Genomic DNA, 20,133 nt, shown 5'->3' on the forward strand with positions numbered 1-20,133 from the left:
TGTCAGGAGAGTCGCGGCGAAGCGCTCGCCTGTAACCGGGGCATCCGAGGAATCTGACCGGAGACCCACCTGTAGAAGTCGTCCGAATAGTGCATGGGGGCCGGGCCCCATTCATGGTCGTCCGCCGACAGGCACAGATTCTGTGGAACGTCGAGGATCGGAAATCCCAGATCTCGCAGAACCTCGTAATAGATGGAGAACCGCCCGCGCCATTCCTCTGGAGTGAGACCCTTGTCCGGCTTGACCTCGGCTCCGCTCTCGGTCCGTGCGGCGAAGGGCGCCCTGATGACCCACACGCGGCGCCCTTCCAGCATCCCCGCAAGGCGAACTGCTGCCCGCGACCAGAGGGTGAAGTGCTCGGGAGTGCCGAACCGGATGTGCCGCCCCTGGATCGCGGAGGCCCATGAGGAGCGAAAAAATTCGTTCGAAGGCGTGATGTACCCGCCGTCGACCTCGAGGACGCCGTGCCTCTCGTAGGTCATGTCGATGAGGACGCTTCCCGCCGTGGACCGGATGATCGACGGAATGGCGGACTCGAAGTCCTGCTCGACGATCCTTCGCTGGAAAGCCGAATTGAGATCCAGTGGAATGTCGGGGTGGGGGATCGATCGAGTCGTCGCGGAAATCCACGATGACCGGGCCACGTATGCGGCTACCTGATGAGTTGCATCAACCCTGAATACATCCCGGCTTACGCAGGAGCCGTATACGACCACGTCCATCCGGCGGATTTTATCACCAGCCTTGGGCGTGCCAGGCGACGGCTGGCCCAGGCGGATCCGCCCGGGCCGCCGTCGTCACGGGGCCAGGAGCGTCAGCTCAGCTCGCCGAGCACCTCGTTGAGCGCCTCGGTGGCGGAGGGGTGCGTCCAGATCCCGTCGCGCAGCGCCGACGCCGTGACGTCCGCGCGCATGGCCAGGGCCACGAGGTTCACGAGCTCCTGCGCCTCCACGCAGTGCAGGCGGGCGCCGAGCACGAGGTCGGTGGCGGCGTCCACGACCACCTCGATGACGCCGTGGGCGTCCTCCTCGATCTTCGGGCGCGGCATGGCGGCGATCGTCGCCACGGGCTTGGAGGCGACCTTCACCTCGTGGCCGGACTCGCGGGCCTGCTCTGCGGTCATGCCGTCCGAGCCGAGCGGCGGCGTCGTGAAGACGGTGTTGGGCACGGCCACGCGGTCGGCGCCGAGGTGCGCAGGTGCTCGTCCACGGCGATGAAGCCCTTCTCGTCCAGCTCGATGCCGGCGGCCGCCGGGTGCCGGGCCTCGGCGGTCGACGCGCGGCCCGTGGCCAGCACCACGATGTCCGCGGCGATCGGCTCGCCCTCCTCGAGGTCCACGCGCAGGCCGCCGTCGGCCTCGGCGAAGCCCGTGGCGGAGGCCCCGGTGGCCAGGCGCACGCCGCGGTCCTGCAGGGCCTCGACCAGGGAGTCGCGGACCGCGTCGGACTCGTCGGGCAGGATCTGCTCGCCCCGCACCAGGACGGTCACCTCGGCGCCGAAGCCGGCCAGCATGGAGGCCAGCTCCAGGCCCACGGGGCCGGAGCCGACGACGACGGCGCGGCGCGCGGCTGCGGTCCATCTGCAGCTGCAGGGTCTCGGAGTCGTGCACGCCGGGCAGGTCCACGCCGGGCATCTCCGGGCGCAGGGGGGTGGTGCCGGTGTTGACGACCACGTGCCGGGCGCGGATGGTCAGGCGCTCGCCGTCGTCGTCGCCGTCCGCGGCCTCGGCGGGGCGGACCTCGACGGTGCGCTCGCCGGTGGAGCGGGCCTCGCCCTGGACGAGGGTGACGGCGTCCAGGTCCTCTAGCATGGCGCGGTTCGCGTCGCGGAGCTTCGAGGTGAGGGCGTCGCGGAAGTCCCAGGCGGAGGCGACGGCGGCGTGCGGGTCGTCCCCGGGGCGGACGGCGTCGGCGCGGTGGACGAGGGCCTTGGTGGGCACGCACGCCACGTTGACGCATGTGCCGCCGACCATGCCGGCGTCGCGCTCCACGAGGGTGACCTTGCGGCCCTGGGAGCCGAGGGTCCTGGCGAGGGTCTTGCCGCCCTTGCCCCAGCCGATCACCAGGATGTCGGTCTCGAGCTCGGCGGTGCCGGCGGCGGTCGCGGTGTCCTTCACGGTGTTCAGGCTGCTCATGCCTTCGACACTTTTCAGGACGGTCCGTTCAGGAGGACGATCCGGCCGCCCGCGAGATCCGCAGGATCCGGAAGCCCTTGACCGTGGCCGCCCGCGTCGCCGTGAACTCCCCGGGCGCCTGCTCCTGGAGCATCCCCGCGATCCACGGCAGCAGCGAGTCCGCCCCGAGGTTCTTCTGCACCACGAGCCAGGCCTCGCCGCCGGGGGCCAGGCGCGGCAGCCACTGCGCCAGCAGATCGTGCAGGGCGGCCTTGCCGATGCGGATCGGCGGGTTGGACCAGACCAGGTCGAACCGGGCGTCGTCCGGGACCTGCTCGGGGGTGAGAAAGCGCGCGTTCGACGCCCCGACGGCGGCCGCGTTGTCGCGCGCCAGGGCCAGGGAGCGCTCGTTCACCTCGACGCCGGTCACCTCGGCCTCGGGGGAGGCCAGGGCCAGCGTGAGGGCGAGCGGGCCCCAGCCGGCGCCGACGTCGAGGAACGCGCCGCGCGCCGGGGGCGCGGGGACGGCCGAGAGCAGGGCCGCGGTGCCCTTGTCGATGCCGTCCGGGGAGAACACGCCGTTGGCGGTCTGCAGGGTGACGCGCCGCCCGGCGAGCTCGACGTCGACGCTGCGGCGCCGCTCGGGGGTGCCGGGGTCGGGGGAGAAGTAGTGCGCAGGCGAGGTCACGGCGACCATCGTAGTCAGGCGGCGCCGGCGGCCCGCAGGTCCGCCAGGATCGCCCGCACGGCGTCCCGGCCGGCGCGGTTGGCGCCCACGGTGGACTGGGACGGCCCGTAGCCGATGAGGAACAGGCGCGGCTCGTCGAGGGCGCGGCCGTGCGCCGCCCGGATGCCGCCGTCGGGCGTGCGGAGGCGCAGCGGGGCGAGGTGGCGGACGGCGGGGCGGAAGCCGGTGGCCCACAGGATGACGTCGGCGCGCTCGAGGGAGCCGTCGGGCATGCGCACCCCGTCCGGCTCGATCCGCTCGAACATGGGGTGGCGCTCGAGCACCCCGCGGGCCTGCGCCTCGCGCACCCAGTCGGAGCGGAACATGCCGGTCGCGCTCACCACCGAGCGCGGGGCCAGGCCGAGGCGGGTGCGCTCGTCGACGCCCTCCACCGACTCGGCGAGGTGGCCCGGGTCCGGGTCGTCGATCCACTGCGGCTCGCGGCGGGTCACCCAGAGCGTGTCCGCCACGCGCGAGACCTCGGCCAGGTGCTGGGTCGCGGAGACGCCCATGCCCACGACCACCACGCGCCGCCGGGCGAACTCCTCCGGGTCGCGGTAGTCGTGGGTGTGCAGCTGCCGGCCGCGGAACTCCCGCCGGCCCGGCACCGCCGGCCAGTGCGGTGAGGTCCACGTCCCGGTGGCGTTGACCAGGAACCCGCACGTCCACGTGCCCGCGTCGGTGTGCACCCGGAACCCCTCGGCGGCCCCGGGCTCGCCGATCCGCTCCACCCGCGACACGCGCACGGGGCGGTGCACGCGCAGGTCGAAGCGCTCCTCGTACTCGGCGAAGTAGGCGGGCAGCACCGCGTTGGCCCCCGCGGCCGGGTCCGCCGGCGGCACCAGGTGGCCGGGCAGCTCGTGGATGTGGTTGACCGAGCCCATCGTGAGGGTGTCCCAGCGGTGCAGCCACGCCCCGCCGGGGCGGTCCTCGGCGTCGAGGACGGCGAACGTGCCCGGCGACCCCTCGGGGGCCGGTCTCGGGGCCTCACCGGGGCCGACGGGCTGGAAGCCGCGGCGGCGCAGGTGGTGGGCGGCGGAGAGCCCGGCCTGGCCGGCGCCGACCACGAGGACGGTGACGTGCCGGTCCGGGTGCGGGGTCATGCGGCCCAGCGTAGGCACGGCCGGCGCGTGTTCGCCCACGGGGGAGGGGTGTCGCCGGCGGCGGGCGGCCGCTAGAATGGTCGGCATGTTCCTGCTGTTCGCCTGATCGCCGCCGCCCGTCGAGCCACCGCTCCGGCCGCCATCGATCGCTCCGCATCCCGCTCCGGTCCGCACCCCCGTGCGCCCGGATCCCGCCGACGCGAACAGGACACCCCCCATGGACTACATCGTCCGCCCCTGCACGGCTTGCGTGGCCGCGCCTGCACGGCTTGCGTGGCCGCCCCTGCGGCCGTCCGTGACGTTCCTGTCGCCTGACTCCTGATCTCCGGACGCCGGTATCGCGTCCGCCCCACCCACTACCCTGAACTGACATCGGGCCGCCCGACCGCGGCGGCCCAGAGGAGACCATGACTGAGAAGAACCAGCACACCCCCGGCCCCCAGGGCGCCCACGGCTCCGAGGACGAGATCCAGGCCGTGATCGACCGCATCCTGGCCGCCGATGACGCTCGCCGCGCCTCCGACCGCGAGGCGACCGGGCGCGGCTCCGCGGACAGCGTGGCCGCGGACCACGAGGGCGCCCTCGACGCCGGCACCCCGGATCGCTCCGCCGCGCTCGCGGGCCGCGCACTCGCCCTGGACGAGGGCGAGGACGGGCACACGGACGCCGACGGCGACCAGGACGAGCTCGCCGCGCGCCACTCCCTCAAGCGCGTGCAGGGCCTGTCCACCGAGCTCGAGGACATGACCGAGGTCGAGTACCGCCAGCTGCGCCTGGAGCGCGTGGTGCTGGCGGGGGTCTGGACCGAGGGCTCCGCGGAGGACGCGGAGAACTCCCTGGGGGAGCTCGCCGCGCTCGCCGAGACCGCGGGCTCGGAGGTGCTCGACGGCGTCATCCAGCGTCGCGCCACCCCGGACCCGGCCACGTTCCTCGGCAAGGGCAAGGCGCAGGAGCTCGCCGAGATCGTGGCGCTCTCCGGCGCGGACACCGTGGTGGTGGACTCCGAGCTCGCCCCGTCCCAGCGCCGCGCGCTGGAGGACGTGGTGCGGGTGAAGGTCATCGACCGGACCGCGCTGATCCTGGACATCTTCGCCCAGCACGCGAGCTCGCGTGAGGGCCGCGCCCAGGTCGAGCTCGCGCAGCTCGAGTACCTGCTGCCGCGCCTGCGCGGCTGGGGCGAGTCCATGTCCCGGCAGGCCGGCGGCCGTGCCGCCGCCGGCGAGGGCATCGGCTCTCGCGGCCCCGGCGAGACCAAGATCGAGCTGGACCGCCGCCGCATCCGCACCCGCATGGCGAAGCTGCGCCGGGACATCGCCGGGATGAAGCCGGCACGCGAGGCCAAGCGCGCCAACCGTCGTCGCAACCGGGTGCCGTCCGTGGCGATCGCCGGCTACACCAACGCCGGCAAGTCGTCCCTGCTCAACCGCCTCACCCACGCCGGGGTGCTCGTGGAGAACGCCCTGTTCGCCACGCTGGACCCCACCGTGCGCAAGGCCATGACGCCGGACGGCATCGGCTACACCCTCTCGGACACGGTCGGCTTCGTGCGGAACCTGCCCACGCAGCTGGTCGAGGCGTTCCGCTCCACTCTCGAGGAGGTCGCGGACGCGGACGTCATCCTGCACGTCGTGGACGGCTCGCACCCGGACCCGGAGGGCCAGATCGCCGCGGTGCGCTCCGTGTTCGCGGAGGTGGACGCGCACCGGATCCCCGAGATCATCGTGCTGAACAAGGCGGACGCCGCGGACCCGGCCGTCGTCGCCCGGATCCGGTCCAAGGAGCCCCACGCCGTGGTGGTCTCCGCGCGCACCGGCGAGGGCATCGACGAGCTCGAGCGCGCCATCGCGGCCACCATCCCGCGGCCGGACGTGCGGCTCGAACTGCTGATCCCGTTCACCCGGGGTGAGCTGGTCTCCCGCCTCCACTCGGCGGACGCGGAGATCCTGGCCGAGGGTTACGAGGAGGGCGGCACCCGCCTGTCCGTGCTGGTCCGTGAGGACATCGCGCCGGACTTCGCCGAGTTCGTCGTGGAGGCGGACGCGTCGTGAGCGAGGAGGAGCAGGAGGCCGGGGCAGGCGGCGCGCAGCCCCGCACGGAGCACGAGCGCGAGGCACTGCGCCTGCTGGACGCCGCGGTGCAGGCCACCGGCGGCCAGCACCGCGCGGGCCAGCGGGAGATGGTGCTGCAGGTGGCGCGCGCCCTCGAGTCGCGCCGCCACCTGCTCATGCAGGCCGGCACCGGCACCGGCAAGTCCCTGGCCTACCTGATCCCCGCGATCCAGCACGCGATGACGCAGGAGGACCCCGTCGTCGTCGCCACGGCCACGCTCGCCCTGCAGGCCCAGATCATGAAGCGGGACGCCCCCCGGCTGGTCGAGGCGCTCAAGGACGAGCTGCCTCGCGAGCCCGTCGTCGCCCTGGTCAAGGGCCGCTCCAACTACCTCTGTCGCCACAAGGTGGACGGCGGCTACCCCGGGGATGAGGGCGAGGAGGCCCTCTTCACGGTCGCCGACGACGGCGGGGTGATCGGCTCCGCCACGGACGGCGCCGCCGGGCCCTCCTCCCTGTTGGGCAAGGAGGTCATGTACCTGCGGGCGTGGGCGGACCAGACCGAGACCGGGGACCGCGACGACCTCGAGGTCCCCGTCACCGACCGCGCGTGGCGGCAGGTCTCCGTCACCGCGGTCGACTGCCTCGGCGCGTCCCGCTGCCCCCAGGCCGAGGAGTGCTTCTCCGAGCGTGCCCGCGCGGACGCGGCGGACGCGGACGTCGTGGTCACCAACCACGCGATGCTCGCCATCAGCGCCTTCGAGGGCCTCGCGGTGCTGCCGGCGTACTCGGCCGTCGTCGTGGACGAGGCCCACGAGCTGCAGGACCGGGTGACCGGTGCGGTCACCGGGCAGCTGTCCGGGTCGATCGTGCACGGCGCGGCCACCTCGCTGCGCCGCCACACCACCGTGGCCGTGGAGGACCTGATCGAGGCCGGGGCGGCCCTGGACCGCGCGTTCACGGACACTCCGTCCGGTCTGATCGCCGCGGGCCCGGACGAGGTCCAGGAGCAGGCCCTCACCGGCGTCCTCACGGCCGCGCGCCAGTGCCTGTCCGACCTCGGCCAGGACAAGGACAAGGAGGCCGACGCCGACGGCGGACGGCAGATGGCGCGCTCGCGGATCCTCGAGGTCCTCGAGGTGGTGGAGCGCATGCTCGCCGCCCGGCCCGAGGCCGACTTCCCCGAGGTGCTGTGGGCCACCCGCCCCGGCCACTTCGAGCCCGGCGTGGGCTGGCAGCCGGGGGACGAGACCGACCCGCCCCAGCTCTACGTGGCCCCGCTCTCGGTGGCCGGCAAGCTGCGGGAGGGCCTGTTCGGCAAGGCGACGACGGTGCTCACCTCCGCCACGCTCACCGTGGGCTCGGGGGAGCGCCGGTTCGACTCGGTGGCCGGCGACGTGGGCCTGGCCGGCCCGGACGCCCCGAAGTTCGAGGCCCTCGACGTCGGCAGCCCCTTCGACTACCCGCGTCAGGGGGTGCTCTACGTGGCCCGGCACCTGCCCCGGCCCGGCCGGACGGCCTCGCCCGAGTCCCTGGATGAGCTCGAGGCGCTCCTGAGGGCGTCGCGGGGCGGGGCTCTCGGCCTGTTCTCCTCGCGCCGGGCGGCCGAGGACGCCGCCGCCGAGATGCGCCGTCGGCTCGGGCCGAAGACCACGATCCTGTGCCAGGGGGACGCGACCCTCTCCGCCCTCGTGCGCCAGTTCTCCGAGGAGCCGGACACGTCCCTGTTCGGGACCATGAGCCTGTGGCAGGGCGTGGACGTGCCGGGGAACTCGCTGCGGCTCGTGGTGATCGACCGCATCCCGTTCCCGCGGCCGGACGACCCGCTCTCCCAGGCCCGCACCCGGGACGTCGCCCGGCACGGCGGCAACGGGTTCATGCGGATCTCCGCCACGCATGCGGCCGTGCGCATGGCCCAGGGCGCCGGGCGCCTCGTGCGCTCCGTGACGGACCGCGGCGTGGTGGCCGTGCTGGACCCCCGCCTGGCCACCGAGCGGTACGGCGGCTACATCACCAGCGCCCTGCCGGACTTCTGGCGCACCACGGACCGCGACGTCGTCCGCGGGGTGCTGGCACGGCTCGCCTCGGGCGATTGACCTCGCTCGGCCTCGGGCCGTCGGCCCGGCCGGAGGGAGCGGGTCAGAGCGAACGCAGGACCGTGACGACCCGCCCCATCACGGTGGCGTGATCGCCGAGGATGGGCTCGTAGGCCGTGTTCTGGGGGAGGAGCCAGGTGTGCCCGTCGCGGCGGCGGAAGGTCTTCACGGTGGCCTCGTCGTCGAGGAGGGCCGCGACGATGTCGCCATTCTCCGCCGTGTCCTGCCGGCGCACCACCACCCAGTCGCCGTCGCAGATCGCGGCGTCCACCATCGAGTCGCCCGTGACGCGCAGCATGAACAGCTCGCCCTCGCCCGTGAGGCGTCGCGGGATCGCCATGACGTCCTCGACCTGCTGCTCAGCCAGGACCGGGCCGCCCGCCGCGATGCGGCCGACCCAGGGGACCGGCACGCTGTCCGCCTCGTCTGTGCCGGTGTGCCACGCGGGGATCGCGGAGACCCGCGACGACGGCGCAGCGGTGGGGGAGGCGGCCTCGCCCAGCGGGGTGCCGTCCACGTCGAGCAGCACCTCGAGGGCACGCGGGCGTCCGGGGTCGCGCCGGATGTAGCCGTGCCGCTCGAGACGGCCCAGCTGGTGCGTGACGGAGGAGAGCGAGGCCAGGCCCGCGGCGTCGCCGATCTCGCGCATGGAGGGCGGGTAGCCGTGGTCGGCGATCGCGTCCCGGATGGTCTGCACGATCCGCCGCTGGCGGTCGGTGAGCGGCGCGCGCGCCGCCGGCTGATCGTCGGTGGTGCTCATGGCTGCCGTCCGTTCTCCCGGGGTGATGGTGGCCGGACTCGTGTTCCGGCGTCCGGCTGCCGTCCGGACGCTTACCGTGTCCGCCCCCGCTGGTTGCCTGTGTCTTGGCGGTCCCGGGGCGTTCCGGGGCGTCCGTGCATGGCCTCGAGCCTAGAGGAGAGCCACCTCTCCTTCAAAGATATGTTCGATCTCGTCGTGGCATGTCTCGAACACCTGTGCTAGAAAGGCATTCGAACGGATTCGAACACATGTTCGATCACCTGGAGGGCATCCGCCCCGGAGGAGGACACCATGACGCTCACCACCGCCCAGTTCGCCGGCTCGCCCGCGACGGCGCGGCCGCGTCCGGCCACCATCCGTCTGACCCGCCGCGGCCGCCTCGTGCTGCGGGGGATCCCCGTGATCGCCGCGGCCGTGGCCGCCACGCTGGCGGCCGCCTTCTTCCTGGGTGTGCTGCTGTCGCCCGCCGCGGTGTCCGCGGACACCGCGGGGCCCGCCACCCAGTCCGTCACGGTCATGCCCGGGGACAGCCTGTGGACCATCGCCACCACGGTGGCTCCGGAGGCGGACGTCTACGAGGTGATCGCCACGATCGACGAGCTCAACGGGTTCGAGGGCCGGGCCCCCGCGCCGGGCGAGGAGCTGTTCGTCCCGGCCACGCGGTGACGCACGGCGGGCCTCGCCCTCCACGCTTCCTAGACTGGCGGCCATGACCGACCTCAGCTCTCTGCCCCTGCGTGAGAACCTCCGCGGCCTGAGCCCCTACGGCGCCCCCCAGCTGGACGTGCCGTACATGCTCAACACCAACGAGAACACGCATCCGGTGCCGGAGGAGGTCGCCACCGCCATCGCCGAGCGGGTCGCGGCCGTCGCCGGGGGGCTGAACCGCTACCCGGACCGCGAGTTCACGGGGCTGCGACGTGCGCTCGCCGGCTACCTCGGCCACGGCCTCACGGCGGACCACGTGTGGGCCGGCAACGGCTCCAACGAGATCCTGCAGCAGATCCTCCAGGCCTTCGGCGGCCCCGGGCGGACACTGCTGAGCTTCCTGCCCTCGTACTCCATGTACCCGCTGCTGGCCGGCGGCACGGACACCGTGTTCGTGGACGGCGGCCGTGCCGAAGACCACACCCTCAGCGCCGAGCACGCGGCGGCCATGGTGCGGGAGCACCGTCCGCACGTCGTCTTCCTGGCCTCGCCCAACAACCCGACGGGCACCGCCCTGGACCTGGCGACCATCGAGGCCGTGTACGCCGCGCAGGCGCAGAACGAGGCCGCCGGCGGGCCCGGCGCCATGGTCGTCGTGGACGAGGCCTACGCGGAGTTCGCCCTCGCCGGCACCCGCTCCGCCCTCACCCTCCTGCCCGGCCGTGAGCGGCTGATCGTCACGCGCACCATGTCCAAGGCGTTCGCCCTGGCCGGCGCGCGCCTGGGCTACCTGGCCGCGGACCCCGCCGTCGCCGACGCCCTGCGCCTGGTGCGCCTGCCGTACCACCTCTCCGCGGTCACGCAGGCCACGGCGGAGGCCGCCCTCGATCACGTGGACGCGCTGCTGCGCACCGTGGAGGACATCAAGGCCCAGCGCGACCGCATCGTCTCCACCCTGCGCGGCCTGGGACTGAGGCCCTCGGTGTCCGACTCGAACTTCGTCTTCTTCGGTCACCTCGAGGACGCGTCCGACGTGTGGCGCCGCCTGCTCGACCGCGGCGTCCTCGTGCGGGACGTCGGCATCCCGCACCACCTGCGCGTCACCGCCGGCACCGAGGCGGAGACGACGGCGTTCCTCACCGCTCTCGCGGAGGTCCTCGGCGAGACCGGGGACCGGTCCTGAGGCGTCACCGGAGTCTCGGCGTCCGCCCGGCTCCCTAGGATAGGGACAGCGCGCGCGGCGCCCCGGCCCGCCGGCACCGGCCGCGCGCACCCGCATCCCCCCGCACCCGTCCCGGACCGGTGCGGACCCAGCCCGAGGAGGACCCGTGGCAGCCGAGTTGATCTCCGGACGCCGTGCGCGCATGACGCGCACCACGAGCGAGTCGGACGTGTACGTCGAGATGGATCTGGACGGCACCGGCCGCGCTGAAATCTCCACCACCGTGCCGTTCTACGACCACATGCTCACCGCGCTGTCCCGGCACTCCCAGATCGACCTGACGGTCCGTGCCACCGGGGACACGCACATCGACGTGCACCACACGGTCGAGGACGTCGCCATCACCCTGGGCGAGGTGCTCAAGACCGCGCTCGGGGACAAGTCCGGCATCCGCCGCTTCGGCGAGGCGTCCGTGCCGCTGGACGAGGCGCTGGCGCGCGCCGTCGTCGACGTCTCCGGCCGGCCGTACCTCGTGCACGAGGGCGAGCCCGAGGGCCAGCAGTACCACCTCATCGGCGGGCACTTCACCGGTTCCATGACCCGCCATGTGTTCGAGTCGATCACGTACCACGCGGCGATCTGCCTCCACATGGACGTCGTGCGAGGCCGGGATCCGCACCACATCGTCGAGGCGCAGTTCAAGGCCTTCGCCCGCGCCCTGCGCGCCGCCGTCGAGGACGACCCCCGCATGACCGGCGTGCCCTCCACCAAGGGCGCCCTCTGATGGCCCGCCCCACCACCGTCCCCGGCGTGCGGCCGCGCGTCGCCGTCCTGGACTACGGCTCGGGCAACGTGCACTCGGCGCTGCGTGCCGTGGAGCGGGCCGGCGCGGAGGTCGAGCTCACGCGCGATCCGCAGGCCGTGCAGGAGGCCGACGGGCTGCTCGTGCCCGGCGTCGGGGCGTACGCGTCCGTGATGCGGGCACTGACCGAGGTCGGCGGCACCCGCTGGATCGGCCGCCGCGTGGCCGGGGGCCGACCCGTCCTCGGCATCTGCGTGGGCCACCAGATCCTCTTCGACGCCGGCGTCGAGCACGGCGAGCGCACCGCAGGCATGGGGGAGTGGCCGGGTGTCGTCGCCGAGCTGCCCGCCGAGGTCCTGCCCCACATGGGCTGGAACACCGTCCGGCCGCCCGAGGGCAGCGCCCTCTTCGCGGGCATCGAGGACGAGCGGTTCTACTTCGTCCACTCCTACGGCGTGCTCGAATGGGAGTTCGACCAGACGATCTCCGCCATGCGTCCGCCCCAGGTCACCTGGGCGCACCACGGCGCGGACTTCATCGCCGCCGTGGAGAACGGCCCCCTGTCGGCCACGCAGTTCCACCCCGAGAAGTCCGGGGACGCCGGGCTGCAGCTGCTGCGCAACTGGCTGGAGACCCTCTGATGCCCTACTGGTCCGTCCTCTACCTCGCCCTCGGCGGGCTGCTGCTCGGCGCCGCCTGGTCCATGCGCACGCAGAAGGCGCCGCTGTGGGCCATCGTGATCGTCCTCGTGCTGGCCGGCATGGCCATCGCCGCCTCCTTCCTGACCGTCGGCGCCTGACCGCGCCGGCCGCCCCACCCGAGAGGAACCCCATGACCCCGAACGCCCCCGCCCTCGAGCTGCTGCCCGCCGTCGACGTCCAGGACGGCCAGGCCGTCCGCCTCGTCCAGGGCGAGGCCGGCAGCGCCACCTCGTACGGCGACCCGGTCACCGCCGCCCTGGACTGGCAGCGCGCCGGCGCGGAGTGGATCCACCTCGTGGACCTGGACGCGGCCTTCGGTCGCGGTGACAACCGCGAGGTCATGCGCCGTGTGGTGGAGGAGATCGGCGTGAAGATCGAGCTGTCCGGCGGCATCCGCGACGACGCCTCGCTCGAGAACGCCCTCGAGATGGGTGCGGCGCGCGTGAACCTGGGCACCGCCGCCCTCGAGGACCCGGACTGGACCGCGCGCGTCATCGAGCGCTTCGCCGACCGGGTGGCCGTGGGCCTCGACGTGCGCGGCACCACGCTCGCCGCCCGCGGCTGGACCAAGGAGGGCGGCGACCTCTGGGAGGTGCTCGCCCGCCTCGAGGATGCCGGCTGCGCCCGCTACGTGGTCACCGACGTCACGAAGGACGGCACGCTCAAGGGGCCGAACACGGAGCTGCTCGCCCAGGTCTGCGCGAAGACCGCGAAGCCGGTCGTCGCCTCGGGCGGCATCTCCTCCCTCGAGGACGTTGCCGCGCTCGCGGCCATGACCGGCCAGGGCGTCGAGGGCGCGATCATGGGCAAGGCGCTGTACGCCGGCCGCTTCAGCCTGGAGCAGGCGCTGGCCGTCGCCGGCGGCGCCACGGTGGAGCAGGCGCGCTCCGAGCAGCCCGGCCCGGTCGCCCCGTGACGGGCTCGCACGACGACGGCGGCCTGGCCCGCGACGACGGGCTCGGTCCGATCGACGAGACGGTCGCGGTGCCGCATCCGGCGGCCCGGGAGCTGCCGGGGCACATCCGGGCCGCACTCGACCGCATGCGGGAGAAGACCGCGGGCGAGAACACCGCGGACACCGCGGGCGTCCCGTGGCAGGGCCGTGACCTCTCCGGCCCCGGCGTGGACGGCTCCGCGAACCCGTTGCACGTGTTCGACGAGGACGACGGCACCAGCCCGGCCGAGTGGACCGCCGTCATGTCGGCCCTGACGGACGGCTCCGCCGGTGAGCGGGAGGTGACGGAGGTGCTCGCGCGCATCCGCGTGTTCGCCGCCGTCGTGCCCACCCTTGCCGTGGACGAGGACGACGTCCACGACCACGCCGACCACACCGGTCACGAGCACGACGTCGCGGCGCACGGGGACAAGGCCGCGGACGTGGCCCTCGTGACCATGCGCGCGCCGGACGGCCGGCAGGCGCTGCCGGTGTTCACGAACGTGCCCGCGCTGACGGCATGGAACCCGGTCGCCCGACCCGTGGCCGTGTGGCTGCCGCGTGCCTGCCTGTCCGCCGTGGACGAGGGCTGTGAGCTCGTCGTCATCGACGCCGGCGCCGAGCACACGTACGTGGTGCGACGCCCGGCCGTGTGGTCGCTCGCCCAGCAGAGGGAGTGGACCCCCGCCTATCGGGACCAGGAGATCGCGGACGAGATCGCCGAGGTCGCCGACCTGGTCCCGAACCTGCTCAACCTGGGCCTCGCACCCGGGTCGGGGGTGGCCACGCACACGGGCTCCGGCGCGGTGATGAACGGAGGCGGGGCCGGGCCCGAGCTGCAGATCGTCGCGATGCCCACCCGGGACGCCGACGCGGCCGGGGTGCGCCTGATGACGGCCACGCTCAAGACCCTCCTGGCAGACCTGCCGCTGCTGGCCGAGCGGGCCGACTCCGTGGAGATCACGGTCCGCCGACCCTGATCGGTCGCCCGGCCTGTCCGGTACCGTTGAGGGGGAGGGGAGGGCCCGTGGTGGCCCCACCCCATCCTGGAGGCCGTGCGCCGCGCGCCGGCCCCATGCCTCCCATCCTCCGAGGAGTACCCATGAGAACCAGAACCTTGACCGGCGTCGCCACCGCGGCGCTGGGCGCGGTGGTGGTGGCCGGTGCCGGCCCCGCCCTCGCGCAGACCACGCTCACCCAGGGCTCGGCGATCACCGCGCCGGCCGGGGCGTGCAGTCTGACCATCGTCGACGACGCCACCGCCTACACCGCGGCCCACTGTGGTGCGGGCCAATGGCAGATCGGCTCGACCGTCCGCGACGTCGACGGCACCGCGATCGGCACCGTCTCGGCACTGCCCGGCGATTCGGGCGTGGACGCGGTCCGCGTGGCCCTGGCCGACGACGTCGACGTCGTGGGCGACTGGTCCACGCGGCCGGCCTCGTCCATCGGTGTGGGCGAGACCGTCTACACCCACGGCTCGTCCGTGCCGCTGGGCGCGCCGAACACCGTGTCCCACACGCAGACCTTCGAGGCCGCCACGGTCTGCGACGACGCGTACGCGGATCAGGTTGCCCTCGACACCGCCTCGACCTACGCCGGCGACTCGGGCGGGGCCGTCTATGACGCCCAGCAGCGGGTGGTCGGGGTCATCTCGGGCATCGCCCCGGTGACCTTCGACGCCGAGGGCAACGTGGTGGGCTGCGACGCCCAGGCGATGTCCTCGATCATGGTCCCGGTCGAGTCCCTCGACGCGCTGGACGCCTCCGCGGCGCCCGCCGCCGAGACCGCCGCGGCCGCGGAGACCGCTCCGGCCGCCGAGACCGCCCCGGCGATCGCCGACGTCGCGGGCCCCGTGGCCGACGAGGACCTGCCCACCGGCGGCGAGCCCGCCGTGGACGAGTCCGAGCTGACCGAGTTCACGCCGGCTGAGGAGGAGGCCATCGCGGCCGAGCTCAAGGCCCGCGCCGAGGCCGCCGCGGAGGAGGAGGCCGCCGAGGCGGCCCCCGCTGCTGAGGCCCCGGTCGCCGAGGCCGCTGCGCCGGGCGTGACCGACGTCGTGGCCGCGCCCGCCGAGGGTGTCGCCTACGGCACCCAGGTGGTCGCGCAGACGGATCAGGGCGGCTTCGCCTCCGTCACCGTCACGGCCTACGACGCCGACGGCACGGTCCTCGGCCAGGACGGCCTGGACCTCACCGGCGAGTACCGCGCCTGGCTGCCCGTGCCGGCCGAGGTGCCCGCGGGCGGCTCCGTGGTGGTCACCGTGGTCGACGCCGCCGGCGCCGCCACGGACGCCACCGTGACCCTGGGCGGTCAGCTGGTCGGCTGATCGATTCCGCCCCGAACGACACGACGAGGCCCGGTGATCCCGCACGGATCACCGGGCCTCGTCACGTCCCGGGGCGGCCCCGGCCAGGTGGGGACGCGGTCAGCACAGCCCCTCGAGCCGCCGCCCCAGGCGGGAGAAGATCCGGGTGAGGGACTCCGCCTCGCCCGGCGCCAGGTCGCCGAGGAAGAGCTCGTCCACCTGCCGGGCGTGCTCGATCGCGGCGCGCCGGAAGGCGGACCGGCCCTCGTCGGTGAGGACGGCCTCGAAGCCCCGCCGGTCACAGGCCACCGGGCGGCGGTCGATCAGGCCGCGGGCCACGAGCGTCTTCACCTGGTAGGTGATGCGCGACGGGGAGAAGACCATCCGGGACGCCAGCTCTCCCAGCCGGAGCCGGCCCTCGGGGGACTCGTAGAGGAGCAGCAGCAGGTTGTAGTCGGCCAGCGACATGCCGCAGTCCTGCTTCAGGCGGCGCTCCACCACCTCCGTGAGCATCTGGGTGGCCTCGAAGTAGGCGCGCCAGGCGCGCTTGGGCGGGTCCACCGGGCGGTGCGCCTCCGATGCGGAGCCGAACCAGCCGCCGTCGGGCTCCGCCGGCGCCGCGTCCTGCGCGGCGGGCTCAGGGGCCGGGGTTGAGGAGCTGCTCAAAGGGGGTCACCTCCAGGTCGAGGTCCGCGGGCGCGGCGGCGCGTGCCCGCGGGGGGCGGCTCAGGGTGATCTCGGCCAGGTCGCGTCCGGCGGCCCGGATGCGGGACTGCAGCGGGTCGGTCCGCATCGAGGCCTGCACGCCGGCCGCCTCGCCCCAGTCGTCCGAGGCCGCGAAGACCGCGGTCGGCACGATGCGGGCCTTGAGGTAGGCGAACAGCGGCCGCATGGCGGTGTCGATCATGAGCGAGTGGCGGGCGGTGCCGCCGGTGGCGCCGAGGAGCACGGGCACCCCGACGACGGACGTGGGCTCCGCGAGGTCCCAGAAGGACTTGAACAGGCCCGAGTAGGAGGCCTTGTACGTGGGCGAGACCGCGATGACGGCGTCGGCCTGGGCGACCTCGTCCAGGGCGGCGCGCAGGGCCGGGGAGAATGCGAAGGTCACCAGGGCCTGCGCGATGTCCACGGCGAGCTCCCGCAGCGTGATCAGGTGGATCTGCGGGACCACGCCGTGCTCGGAGAGCGCCGCCGAGGCGGACTCCGCCATGCGTTCGGCGAGCATGCGGGTCTGGGACGGGTCCCCGGACCCGCCGGAGACCACGGCGAGGTGCCGGGCCTGCGGCGTGAACGGGTCGGAGGCATCGAAGGCGCCGGGGGTGGTCACTTCGCGGCACCGCCCTTCGCGGCATCGGCGGCGGCGCGCTGCTCGGCGGCCGCAGCGCGGTCGAGCTGGGCCGGCGATCCCTCCTTGCCGCCGGGCACGGGAGCCTCGCCGCGGCGGGCGCGCGCCACGAGGAACTCGTGGGTCGGGGCCGCCGGGACGTCGTCCGGCTTCAGAGCGTCGAACTCCTTGCGCAGCACGGGCAGGACCTCCTCGCCGAAGAGGTCGATCTGCCGCAGGACGGTGTCCGTGGGCAGGCCGGCGTGGTCGATGAGGAACATCTGACGCTGGTAGTCGCCCACCCAGTCGCGGAACGTGAGCGTGCGCTCGATGACCTGCTGCGGCGAGCCGACCGTCAGGGGCGTCATCCTCGAGAAGTCCTCGAGGGACGGGCCGTGGCCGTAGACCGGCGCGTTGTCGAAGTAGGGGCGGAACTCCGCCACGGCGTCCTGCGACTTCTTCGCCATGTAGGCCTGGCCGCCCAGGGCCACGTACGCCTGATGGGCCTTGCCGTGGCCGTAGTACTCGTAGCGCTGGCGGTACAGGCGCACCATCTGGATGACGTGCTCCTTGTTCCAGAAGATGTTGTTGTGGAAGTAGCCGTCGCCGTAGTAGGCGGCCTGCTCGGCGATCTCGGGGGAGCGGATGGAGCCGTGCCACACGAAGGGGGCGACGCCGTCCAGGGGCTGCGGGGTGAGGGTGAAGTCCTGCAGCGGGGTGCGGTGCGTGCCGCTCCAGTCCACGGTCTCCTCATGCCACAGGCGGTAGAGGAGGTTGTAGTTCTCCACGGCGAGCTGGATGCCCTGGCGGATGTCCTTGCCGAACCACGGGTACACGGGGCCGGTGTTGCCGCGGCCCATCGTCAGGTCCACGCGACCGTCGGCGAGGTGCTGCAGGTACGCGTAGTCCTCGGCCAGACGCACCGGGTCCATGGTGGTGATCAGGGTCGTCGCCGTGGAGAGCTGGAGGGTCTCGGTCTGCGCGGCCAGGTAGGCCAGCAGCGTGGGCGGGTTGCCCGGGGCCACGAAGGGCGGGTTGTGGTGCTGGCCGGTCGCGAACACCTCGAAGCCCGCCTGCTCGGCGTGGCGGGCGATCTTGACGGTGTCCTTGATCCGCTGATGCTCGGTGGGGGCGGTCCCGTTCGTCGGATCGGCGGTGATGTCGCCGATCGTGAAGACGCCGAACTGCATGGTGTGCTCCTCAGTGTGCCCGGGGGCGGGTCTCACGGTGCCGGCCGCGCCGTCGCCGTGTTCTTCAAAAATGAACTATACCGCACAACGAGCCGCCCCGTCCTGAATATTCCGCAGGGCCCGACACGGCAGACTGGTCCCATGAGCCCCGCCTTCGACGCCGGTCGCCTCGCCCACACGGACGTCCTCATCCTGCAGCAGGTGACGAGCTTCCTGTCCAACGACATCCAGGTGACGGACCCGGACGGGCGCACCGTCGTCTCGGTGGTCACTACGGGCGGGGGCCTGGGCCGAATGCTGATGGGGAACCGCAGCTTCGACGTGGTCGACGGTGACGACGGCCGCGTGCTCTTCCGCCTCGCCGACCCGGCCACGTTCGGCCGCGACCGCTTCGCGATCCTGGACGCCGACGGGCTGCCCTTCGCCCACCTCGTCCGCCAGTTCGCGTTCCTGCGGACGTCCGTGAGCGTCGAGGTTGTGGACGGCACGTGCTTCGCGGTGACCGGCGACCTGTGGGACCACGACTACGCCATGACCGTGGGGCAGCGGCCGATCGCCCGCGTGACCGCGCAATTCGGAGGTGTCATGAACGCCCTGGCCGGGCGCTCGCGGTACGAGATGCGCCTGGACCCCGGCATGCCGCCCGTGGTGCGCTGCGCCGTGCTCGGCACGGCCATCGCCCTCGACCTGATCCGGGCCAAGGACCGGCGCAGCAACGGCTGAGTCCGCCGAGCGCGCGGCCGTCTCGACGGCGCCTCCGGGGCGTGCCTTGACCCCTCCCGTAGGATTCGACGGTGGACTTCGGAGCGTACGGACGGCTGTTGCAGGACCCTCGGATCCGCCATCTGCTGGCGGTGGGGTTCATCGCCCGCTTCCCGCACACTGCGGCCGGGGTGATCCTCACCCTGCACGTGGCGCTCACGCTGGGCCTGGGCTACGGCCAGGCCGGCCTGGCTGGGGCGGCGATGACGCTGGGCATCGCGGTGGGCTCGCCGTGGCGGGGCCGCGTGGTGGACGCGAAGGGGCTGCGCCGTGCACTGCTGCCCTCCGTGATCGCGGAGGCGGTGATCTGGCCGATCGTCCCGTGGCTGCCGTTCTGGCCGATGCTCCTGGCCGTGTTCCTGGGCGGCGTGTTCTCGCTGCCGATCTTCTCCGTCGTCCGGCAGGGACTCGGCGTGCTCACCCACGGCAAGGACCGGCAGACGGCGTTTGCCCTGGACTCCATCGTCACGGAGACGATCTTCATGATGGGCCCGGCGCTGGGCGCCGTCGTCGCGGCCACGTGGTCGAGTGCCCTCGGCCTGACCATCGTCGGCCTCTCCAGCGCGCTGGGCGGCATCCTGCTGATGTGGTTCAACCCGCCGACACGGTCGAGTCAGCTGGCCGTCGTCGGACCGGCGACCGAGGACCCGTACACCGAGGAGCAGGACCGTCAGGAGGCGATCGCCCAGGCGGTGACCGCCGCGCCCATGCACGTGGAGATGGCCGCCCCCAGCCTGGCGACCGGCGCGCTTCCGGCCATCACGGAGGCCATCCCCCTGGTCACCGGGGCGCTGCCCGTCATCGCCGCGGACGGCTCCGGGCCGACGACGGCGCCGCGCCGGGCCCGGGCCGAGCGGCTGCGGCAGTGGCGGCGGACCCACTTCTCCTGGGTCGGGTCGGAGGTGCTCGGGGTGCTCGTGGTGTCGATGGCGGCCGGGATCGTCATGGTCGGCACCGAGGTCTCGATGGTGGCCGAGCTGGAGTCGCAGGGCGCCGCGGCGTCGGTGGGTCTGGTGTATGCGTTCTGGTGCGGCGCCTCCGCCGTGGGCGGGCTCTTCTACGGGGCGTGGGGCCGCCAGGTGCACCCGTACCTGCTGATGGCGCTGTTCGCCGTGGCGACGGTGCCGCTCGCGCTCGTGGACGGGGTGTGGGCGCTCGCGCTGGCCTCGATCCCCTCGGGTCTGCTGACGGCGCCGACCCTGGCCTCGGCCTCGTCCCGGCTTTCGCATCTCGTGGTGGAGGAGCGGCGCGGCGAGGCGATGGGCTTCTACGGCTCGGCCATGACCGCCGGCGCCGCCATGGGCGCCCCGCTGGCCGGCGTGTTCATCGACGGCGTCGCCCCGTCCGCGGGCTACGTGTTCGCGGCGGCCGCGGGCTTCGTGCTCGTGCTGCTGGCCGCCCTGGCGACGGTGATGCGCGGGCGGCGTCCCGCCTGAGCCGGACCCGCTCCGCGCG

General features: G+C 73.6%; 21 protein-coding genes and 1 pseudogene. 12 read left to right on the top strand and 10 right to left on the bottom strand.

The genetic code is table 11. From position 1 onward, the window contains the following. Positions 1 to 2 precede the first annotated feature (2 nt). From J1M39_RS00255 to J1M39_RS00270, 6 genes and pseudogenes are all read right to left on the bottom strand, one after another. Positions 3 to 722, bottom strand: a complete 720-nt coding sequence (locus tag J1M39_RS00255) for a DUF6270 domain-containing protein (RefSeq protein ID WP_036335003.1) — start codon at positions 720 to 722, stop codon at positions 3 to 5. Positions 723 to 814: 92 nt separating this feature from the next. Continuing rightward, positions 815 to 1,123: a hypothetical protein gene (locus tag J1M39_RS12160; RefSeq protein ID WP_241253745.1), complete on the bottom strand. Its 309-nt coding sequence runs from the start codon at positions 1,121 to 1,123 to the stop codon at positions 815 to 817. After that, positions 1,120 to 1,533, bottom strand: coding sequence for an FAD-dependent oxidoreductase (locus tag J1M39_RS12395; RefSeq protein WP_260446670.1), 414 nt, complete (start codon positions 1,531 to 1,533; stop codon positions 1,120 to 1,122). Before J1M39_RS12395 ends, J1M39_RS12160 begins: the two co-directional genes overlap by 4 nt. 127 nt (positions 1,534 to 1,660) lie before the next feature. Further along, positions 1,661 to 2,134 (bottom strand): annotated as a pseudogene (locus J1M39_RS12400) (FAD-dependent oxidoreductase); the annotation flags it as partial. 28 nt (positions 2,135 to 2,162) lie between these two features. After that, a complete protein-coding gene (locus J1M39_RS00265) occupies positions 2,163 to 2,810 on the bottom strand; it encodes a class I SAM-dependent methyltransferase (protein WP_004167714.1) in 648 nt (215 codons plus the stop codon). A 5-nt stretch (positions 2,811 to 2,815) separates the two neighbouring features. Further along, a complete protein-coding gene (locus J1M39_RS00270) occupies positions 2,816 to 3,943 on the bottom strand; it encodes an NAD(P)-binding domain-containing protein (RefSeq protein WP_185194681.1) in 1,128 nt (375 codons plus the stop codon). 407 nt (positions 3,944 to 4,350) lie between these two features. Between J1M39_RS00270 and hflX the strand changes: the two genes are divergently transcribed. Together hflX and J1M39_RS00280 are read left to right on the top strand one after the other, a co-directional pair. Next, a complete protein-coding gene (gene hflX, locus J1M39_RS00275) occupies positions 4,351 to 5,991 on the top strand; it encodes a GTPase HflX (protein WP_206496347.1) in 1,641 nt (546 codons plus the stop codon). Next, positions 5,988 to 8,087 (top strand): ATP-dependent DNA helicase, encoded by a 2,100-nt coding sequence (locus J1M39_RS00280; protein WP_342356350.1) that lies wholly within the window; start codon positions 5,988 to 5,990, stop codon positions 8,085 to 8,087. The genes hflX and J1M39_RS00280 overlap by 4 nt, the downstream gene beginning before the upstream one ends. 43 nt (positions 8,088 to 8,130) lie before the next feature. On the opposite strand, the gene lexA is transcribed toward J1M39_RS00280, so the two are convergent. Beyond that, on the bottom strand, positions 8,131 to 8,847 hold the full coding sequence (gene lexA, locus J1M39_RS00285; protein ID WP_158184566.1) for a transcriptional repressor LexA: 717 nt from the start codon (positions 8,845 to 8,847) through the stop codon (positions 8,131 to 8,133). 291 nt (positions 8,848 to 9,138) lie between these two features. Between lexA and J1M39_RS00290 the strand changes: the two genes are divergently transcribed. The 8 genes from J1M39_RS00290 to J1M39_RS00325 all read left to right on the top strand — a co-directional run bounded on the left by J1M39_RS00290 (position 9,139) and on the right by J1M39_RS00325 (position 15,423). Next, positions 9,139 to 9,513 (top strand): peptidoglycan-binding protein LysM, encoded by a 375-nt coding sequence (locus J1M39_RS00290; protein WP_206496348.1) that lies wholly within the window; start codon positions 9,139 to 9,141, stop codon positions 9,511 to 9,513. A 43-nt stretch (positions 9,514 to 9,556) separates the two neighbouring features. Continuing rightward, positions 9,557 to 10,678 (top strand): histidinol-phosphate transaminase, encoded by a 1,122-nt coding sequence (locus tag J1M39_RS00295; RefSeq protein ID WP_020628150.1) that lies wholly within the window; start codon positions 9,557 to 9,559, stop codon positions 10,676 to 10,678. 181 nt (positions 10,679 to 10,859) lie between these two features. Continuing rightward, positions 10,860 to 11,441 carry an imidazoleglycerol-phosphate dehydratase HisB gene (hisB, locus tag J1M39_RS00300; protein ID WP_152743305.1) on the top strand — a complete coding sequence of 194 codons (582 nt, stop codon included), beginning with the start codon at positions 10,860 to 10,862 and terminating at the stop codon, positions 11,439 to 11,441. Continuing rightward, on the top strand, positions 11,441 to 12,100 hold the full coding sequence (gene hisH / locus J1M39_RS00305) for an imidazole glycerol phosphate synthase subunit HisH (protein WP_004167703.1): 660 nt from the start codon (positions 11,441 to 11,443) through the stop codon (positions 12,098 to 12,100). The genes hisB and hisH overlap by 1 nt, the downstream gene beginning before the upstream one ends. After that, entirely contained in the window at positions 12,100 to 12,258 is a 159-nt protein-coding gene (locus J1M39_RS00310; protein ID WP_004167696.1) for a hypothetical protein, read from the top strand. Before hisH ends, J1M39_RS00310 begins: the two co-directional genes overlap by 1 nt. A gap of 32 nt (positions 12,259 to 12,290) precedes the next feature. Further along, entirely contained in the window at positions 12,291 to 13,076 is a 786-nt protein-coding gene (priA, locus tag J1M39_RS00315) for a bifunctional 1-(5-phosphoribosyl)-5-((5-phosphoribosylamino)methylideneamino)imidazole-4-carboxamide isomerase/phosphoribosylanthranilate isomerase PriA (protein WP_036313998.1), read from the top strand. Beyond that, a complete protein-coding gene (locus J1M39_RS00320; protein ID WP_020628148.1) occupies positions 13,073 to 14,074 on the top strand; it encodes an SseB family protein in 1,002 nt (333 codons plus the stop codon). Before priA ends, J1M39_RS00320 begins: the two co-directional genes overlap by 4 nt. Positions 14,075 to 14,196: 122 nt before the next feature. Then, the gene (locus J1M39_RS00325; RefSeq protein WP_223247523.1) at positions 14,197 to 15,423 is read left to right on the top strand and encodes a trypsin-like serine protease; all 1,227 of its coding nucleotides are present in this window, start codon (positions 14,197 to 14,199) and stop codon (positions 15,421 to 15,423) included. A 99-nt stretch (positions 15,424 to 15,522) separates the two neighbouring features. Here the strand turns inward: J1M39_RS00325 and J1M39_RS00330 are convergent, their stop codons facing one another. From J1M39_RS00330 to J1M39_RS00340, 3 genes are read right to left on the bottom strand one after another with little or no spacing between them, the layout of a single operon-like run. Further along, positions 15,523 to 16,068, bottom strand: coding sequence for a MarR family winged helix-turn-helix transcriptional regulator (locus tag J1M39_RS00330; RefSeq protein ID WP_020628146.1), 546 nt, complete (start codon positions 16,066 to 16,068; stop codon positions 15,523 to 15,525). Further along, the gene (locus tag J1M39_RS00335; protein ID WP_113913924.1) at positions 16,040 to 16,729 is read right to left on the bottom strand and encodes an FMN reductase; all 690 of its coding nucleotides are present in this window, start codon (positions 16,727 to 16,729) and stop codon (positions 16,040 to 16,042) included. The genes J1M39_RS00330 and J1M39_RS00335 overlap by 29 nt, the downstream gene beginning before the upstream one ends. Further along, positions 16,726 to 17,916, bottom strand: a complete 1,191-nt coding sequence (locus J1M39_RS00340) for an LLM class flavin-dependent oxidoreductase (RefSeq protein ID WP_102708357.1) — start codon at positions 17,914 to 17,916, stop codon at positions 16,726 to 16,728. The genes J1M39_RS00335 and J1M39_RS00340 overlap by 4 nt, the downstream gene beginning before the upstream one ends. 141 nt (positions 17,917 to 18,057) lie before the next feature. Here J1M39_RS00340 and J1M39_RS00345 point away from each other — a divergent pair, with 141 nt between their 5' ends. Both J1M39_RS00345 and J1M39_RS00350 read left to right on the top strand, forming a co-directional pair. Further along, positions 18,058 to 18,639: an LURP-one-related/scramblase family protein gene (locus tag J1M39_RS00345; protein WP_102708356.1), complete on the top strand. Its 582-nt coding sequence runs from the start codon at positions 18,058 to 18,060 to the stop codon at positions 18,637 to 18,639. Between the two features lie 71 nt (positions 18,640 to 18,710). Beyond that, a complete protein-coding gene (locus J1M39_RS00350; RefSeq protein WP_170720476.1) occupies positions 18,711 to 20,114 on the top strand; it encodes an MFS transporter in 1,404 nt (467 codons plus the stop codon). Positions 20,115 to 20,133 lie beyond the last annotated feature (19 nt).

This window comes from Micrococcus sp. KRD077, assembly GCF_017168505.1.
GTDB lineage: Bacteria > Actinomycetota > Actinomycetes > Actinomycetales > Micrococcaceae > Micrococcus > Micrococcus luteus.